Source organism: Candidatus Neomarinimicrobiota bacterium, assembly GCA_034716895.1.
Classification (GTDB): domain Bacteria; phylum Fidelibacterota; class UBA8477; order UBA8477; family JABMPR01; genus JABMPR01.
This window is the reverse complement of the sequence record JAYEKW010000019.1, coordinates 1-5,856: the sequence shown is the minus strand read 5'-3', so window position 1 is coordinate 5,856 and position 5,856 is coordinate 1. Positions and strand designations below refer to the sequence as shown.

Below are 5,856 nucleotides of genomic sequence, written 5' to 3'. Positions count from 1 at the left end.
TATTACTGAATAATGATATCAATAATAAATATCAAATCCTGAACCGTAACCTGAGTATCATAATTAAGATCAGCGGCTGCCAGTAATTCAGGTGTGGTTTCGATCAATCCCAAAATCAGATTCACCATTACAATAACATCCTGAATATTCACCAGGTCATCCAAATTCAGATCTCCATTGGCACTCGCTGTCCATGAAGCAGCACGTTGAACTGCCTGATGCAGGTTTAAGCGACCCTCAGATACCGTGATCCCCTGCAGGGAGGCCAATGTATCAACCGAGGTCAGGACCATGGATTTAAATATGTGCGCAGCTAAACCGGGCTGTTCTTCATAATATTGAGCTAACTCCGGACTGGCTGCTGCATGCATTAACGCGATCGCTCCAGCCACGTGTGGCGCTGACATTGATGTGCCTGATTTATAGGTCGTACCCTGATTTGAGTTGGTTGAGAGAATACTTGAACCAGGTGCACCCAGATCAATAGATTCAGCACCGTACCCTGATGAGGCTTTCTGGTCATACCTATTGGTGTTTGTCACCGTTATCAGATAGGGACTATCACAACTGGTGGGCAAGTCACCGGATACATCAACATTTATATTGGCATTAGCAGTGGCTGCAACTGAGAGAATACCGGCTTCACCCATGTTGTTATACATATCATTCCATGCTGGATAATCAACTGAATCGCAATCACCATAGTTAAGACCAAAACTGGAATTTGCCGTAACAACGAAGGCTCCCCTGGCTCCTTCGGATCCGATCCAGATCAATTTCTGTTCCCATATATACGAATAGGCTGTTAGTGCTGTTGCAGTGGTGGTACTGGCTCCGGCAACAATCATCAGTTTTACATTCCAATTCACACCGGCAACTTGATTGGCATTGTTTGAATGGGCACCAACGATCCCAGCAACGTGAGTCCCATGACTGCTTACCGGGATATCTCCATTGTTCCCATACACATTCCAGCCCAGTGAATCATCGACCCAACCATTTTCGTCGTCATCAATTCCGTTACCTGCAGTGTCAGCTGGGTTTGACCAGAAATTGGCCAACAGATCAGGATGAATCATGTCACAACCTCCATCCACAATCCCGGCGACGATCTCCCGACCAAGTATGGTTGTGCCCCCGGTAGTGATCTCCCAGGCATCCGCTGCATCAATATCAGCATCTTCTGTTCCACCGGACTGACCCGTGTTTTCAAAATTCCATTGTACACCATAAGAAGGATCATCCGGTTCTAAACGTTCACTTAGATAATGATCATACTGAACATAGAGCACTTCAGGGATAGCTTCCACGAAACGCCGTGCTTGATGTAACTGTATCTTAGCAAGATCGACCTGCAAGAGCCACAGGTTCAGGGGTCGGCTGATCTGTCTTGTTGTTTTCAGAGGAGTATCTAAAAGGATAATCTCAATATCGGTGGCAGTAAGTACCTGATCAAAACGAACGATGAGTTGATTCTCAACAAATAGCGGTGCCCCGCCCAGGCAAAAGTTTACTGAAATTATTAAGGTTAATATGATTTTACTCAAGTGCTTCATAACGATCCCTTGACCCTGAAATTAACCCCCGAAGTGATCTGGGCAGGTGATAAATCACACACTCCAACTCCAATGAGTGGATTAGTATAACCTGTAATACTGTAAAATCATTAGGCTTTTTGGGGTCTATAGGTTGGAGTTTAATACCATTTATACTATAAACTGAGAATCTATCCTCGTCATGCTGAGCGGAGTCAAAGCATACAGATATTTGTTAAAAGAGGATAACTTAGAGCTGGTAACTCAATGATATTTGACTTACCCAGCCGGCTGCTCCAAAACTCTGGGTAGCAGATTCGACCAGTACTCCTTGCCAGTCAAAAGCAAATCCGGCTGAAGCACCTGCAATAAAGTCTGATTCGGTTACCCCGGTCTGCAGGTCGAAACGATTGGAGTTGACTCCCAAACGCACCTTGAAATTTGGGTGGATAAAGACCTCGGCCCCGATAGCAAATCGCAGGAGATCATTGAAACCATAGATACTTTCCAGATTTAACCTGAGTGGGAGATGAGAAAGAAGCTTGGAAGTGCCAATGTGCAGCTGAGAGGGAAAAGTCTCTGATGTTTCCCCCAGGGGTAACGATGCCAGATAGACCCCCACCGTAAGTGAGTCCTGCTGTTTATGATATATAGCTCCCAGATCATAATAAAAATCACCTCGTGAGTCACCATCAGCCACCTGTTGAAACCGACCCACTCGACTACCCAGGCGAATAATCTCAGAGAATGTAAAGGAATATCCCAAACTTGTCGCTAACTCATGATAGCCAAAAGTACTCCGAGTGTTTCCCAGCACATCGGTTTTATCAAAAAGTCCATAATCAAAATAGATCAGTTCCGCGCTGATCCGGTGCCGATCCATGGGTAAAACAGCTCCACTGGAATAACCCTGAATACCGACAAGATGGTTCACAAAACCAACCTGACCCTGTAAACTTTCGCTAAAACTGGTGTTGGCAGGATTTCCCTGAATATCAATATTTCCAGAAGGATCCACCGACCGACTGCCGCCCATTGCTGCAGATCGATTACTAAAGGGGAAGGTCAGTATCTGGTAGGATGGCGTTTCGGCAAACACCAGGGTCATTCCACAGAACAATACGAGGGCAATTTTTAAAACCTGCTTTTTCACAACCTTGATGTACATGCCTTAAAATGAATTTTGTTTCCAGATAAAACACAACTTTTTCAGTTCTTTTTCTTCTCACCAGTAGATCTGTCATGATTCGTGGCAAAAAAAATATTATTTGCGCAAGCAAGCGGGTCACGACACTAAGCTGGATTTTGCCCATGATTAATTATAGTTTGAACGCCTGATGATCACTCTTTTCTGGATACTGTTTGCACTCTTTCTGTTTTTGGTCATCACTCGTGTTCTTACTTATAAAATGTACGACCTGAAGTTGACACCCCATACGGAAACACCAGAAAAGTTGGACATTCCTTTTGAAGAAGTTCGTTTTCCTACAGAGAACCAGTGCTCACTCTATGGCTGGTGGATACCCGTCGCAAAACAACCGGAGAGTGCCCCAACTCTGATCCTGGTCCACGGCTGGAGCCGCAATCTGGGACGCATGCTGCGCTATATTCAACATTTGCATCCGCTGAATTACAACCTGCTGGCTTTCGATGCCCGTCATCATGGTTCCAGTGATCGAGATAATCATTCCTCCATGCACAAATTTGGTCAGGATATTCATGCTGCAGTTCAATATGCCTGTAGTCGCGGTATTGATCCTGCCAAAGTGGGAGCGATCGGTTTATCCATTGGTGGAGCAGGACTTCCTTATGCCGCAACCCTGGGTTCATGCCTGAAAGCGGTGGTGACAGTTGGTGCACCAGCCCACCCCGTGGATGTCATGAAACGTGAATTCAAACGTTATCACATTCCAGGTTTACTCGGTTGGGTCATTTTAAAGCAGATCGAAACAAAAATCGGGGTCTCGTATGAGCTATTTGCCCCGGTGAATAATATTGCTAAAGCGACAGCTGCCTTTTTTGTCATCCATGGAGACCAGGATGACGTTGTTTTACCCTCACAGGGTGAGAAACTTAAAAATGCTGCCCGGGACAACCAATGTGACTATTGGAGTATCCCAGAACGTGGCCATTCCAACTGCCACCATGAGCCAGGGTTTTGGGATAAAGTTGATCGTTTCCTGCAAAAAAACCTGAATAACTCGGTATAACTATTTGCACCACGAACTCACAATGCAAATAGACACATGACCACCAGCCTATGCCGTAGCGGCTGGTATTGCTTAAATATGATTCCAGCAAAAAGAGGAAGCTAATAATGAAATACCCACCCGAACCATTTCGCATTAAAACCGTTGAGCCCATTGCCCGGACCACTGATTGGGAACGTCTGGCCATGGTCCAGGATGCTGGATATAATGTATTCAATATCCCGGCTGATAAGATCTACATCGATCTTTTAACAGATAGTGGCACCAGTGCCATGAGCGATAACCAGTGGGCTGGGATGATGCGCGGTGATGAATCCTATGCCGGCAGCAAGAACTACTTTCATTTTGAAAAGGCAGTTAATGAAATTTTTGGTTTTAAGCACGTGATTCCCACTCATCAGGGTCGGGTGGCTGAAAATTTATTGTTTTCAACCATCCTGAAGGACCGTAAAGATCAGGTTATTCCAAACAATAGCCATTTCGATACCACCCGAGCCAATGTGGAATACAATGGTGGAACTGCTGTTGATCTGGTCATTGATATTGCCAAGGACACACAAGCCATTGATGATTTCAAGGGCAACATCGATCTGGACAAACTTACCAGATTAATTGACGAGGTGGGTGCAGAACAGATACCCATCGGGATGTTAACCATCACCAATAATTCTGGTGGCGGTCAACCGGTTTCCATGGCAAACATCAGAGCCACCTCTGAATTATTGCACAAACATGGAATTCCATTCTACATCGATGCCTGCCGCTTTGCTGAGAATGCTTATTTCATCAAAACCAGGGAGGACGGTTATCAGGATAAGAGCATTCTGGAGATCGCCAATGAGACGTTCTCCTATGCTGATGGCTGCACCATGAGTGCCAAAAAAGACGCTTTGGTAAATATGGGTGGTTTTTTTGCCACTAACGACGATGAACTGGCGCAGCAGATCACCAATCGCCTGATCCTGATCGAAGGCTTCCCAACCTATGGCGGGTTAGCCGGTCGTGACCTGGAAGCCATTGCCCGGGGACTGGAGGAGGTCCTGCAGGAGGATTATCTGGCCTATCGTATCTCCCAGGTTGAAGAACTGGGTGATCGCCTGATCGAAGCCGGGGTTCCTATCCTAAGACCCACCGGTGGCCATGCGGTCTATTTGGATGCCAAGAATTTTCTACCCCATGTCCCTCAATCTGAGTTTCCCGGTGTAGCCCTGACTGTTTCCATGTATACCCATGCTGGAATTCGAGCAGTTGAGATCGGCAGTCTTATGTTTGCTCAAGAAGATCCCAAGACCGGGGAAATCCGCTATCCGGATCTGGAGCTGGTGCGTCTGGCCATTCCCCGCCGAGTTTACACCAATAGTCAGATGCAATATGTGGCTGAAAATATTATTGAGTTGTATCAGGATCGGGAAAGCATCAAGGGCTATGAGATTGAATACCAGGCACCGGTTTTACGGCACTTCACCGCGAGACTCAAACCGCTGGAATAGCCCCCCATCCGAAAAAATCATGTTACATCAGGATCGGCATTTCGATGAACTCAATGTCCTTTTTGCCGAGGCCCCAAAAACAGATTTTTATTTGATCAACAGCATCTTCTGGCTGTGGGTTTCAGAACCGGCCTGAACCGTGGCAAAATAGATACCTGCACCCACTGGCTGACCCGCTGAATTCAATCCTTCCCAAAGGGTTTCGTGGGTTCCCGGTTGCATAGATCTGACCTCCCATGAACGGATTTCCCGGCCCTGGATATCGGTGATCCTGATCTGGACATCGGTCTGTCTGGCGATTTGATAAGCAATATGGGTCGAGGGATTAAAGGGATTTGGATAATTTGCAAACAGTTTAAAACCATCGATCATTAATCGAACATCTTCCAACACAATAGTAGTGGTCTTGGCAACAGCCGAATAGGGAATATCGGTCAAGCGATAATCATATTTGACATCAGGTTTAGCGGAACCATCCACAAAAGCATAGTCAGTCCGGGATGTACTGCTACCCTGTCCTTCCAGTTCAGAATGGGTGGTATGGTCAGCCAGTAACTTCCAGTCAGCAGTATGACCTGCCCGGCGGGACAGACTGAAGCCCTGGTTCTCGAATTCACTCTC

5 protein-coding genes are annotated in these 5,856 nt (G+C 46.2%); 2 read left to right on the top strand and 3 right to left on the bottom strand.

Annotated elements, in window-relative coordinates; genetic code table 11:
• Positions 1-2 precede the first annotated feature (2 nt).
• The gene (locus tag U9Q77_01795; protein MEA3286097.1) at positions 3-1,547 is read right to left on the bottom strand and encodes a S8 family serine peptidase; all 1,545 of its coding nucleotides are present in this window, start codon (positions 1,545-1,547) and stop codon (positions 3-5) included.
• A gap of 238 nt (positions 1,548-1,785) precedes the next feature.
• A complete protein-coding gene (locus tag U9Q77_01790; GenBank protein MEA3286096.1) occupies positions 1,786-2,703 on the bottom strand; it encodes a hypothetical protein in 918 nt (305 codons plus the stop codon).
• Positions 2,704-2,872: 169 nt separating this feature from the next.
• On the opposite strand from U9Q77_01790, the gene U9Q77_01785 reads away from it, so the two are divergent.
• Both U9Q77_01785 and U9Q77_01780 read left to right on the top strand, forming a co-directional pair.
• Positions 2,873-3,745, top strand: coding sequence for an alpha/beta hydrolase (locus U9Q77_01785; protein MEA3286095.1), 873 nt, complete (start codon positions 2,873-2,875; stop codon positions 3,743-3,745).
• Positions 3,746-3,852: 107 nt separating this feature from the next.
• Positions 3,853-5,235: a tryptophanase gene (locus U9Q77_01780; protein MEA3286094.1), complete on the top strand. Its 1,383-nt coding sequence runs from the start codon at positions 3,853-3,855 to the stop codon at positions 5,233-5,235.
• Between the two features lie 87 nt (positions 5,236-5,322).
• On the opposite strand, the gene U9Q77_01775 is transcribed toward U9Q77_01780, so the two are convergent.
• Positions 5,323-5,856, bottom strand: a 534-nt coding sequence (locus U9Q77_01775) for a FlgD immunoglobulin-like domain containing protein (GenBank protein ID MEA3286093.1), incomplete at its 5' end; no start/stop codon positions are given.

Bases quoted from the DNA above. Each gene is read 5' to 3' on its own strand.
- U9Q77_01790 (MEA3286096.1), bottom strand. From the start codon at position 2,703: ATGTACATCAAGGTTGTGAAAAAGCAGGTTTTAAAAATTGCCCTCGTA.
- U9Q77_01785 (MEA3286095.1), top strand. From the start codon at position 2,873: ATGATCACTCTTTTCTGGATACTGTTTGCACTCTTTCTGTTTTTGGTC.
- U9Q77_01780 (MEA3286094.1), top strand. From the start codon at position 3,853: ATGAAATACCCACCCGAACCATTTCGCATTAAAACCGTTGAGCCCATT.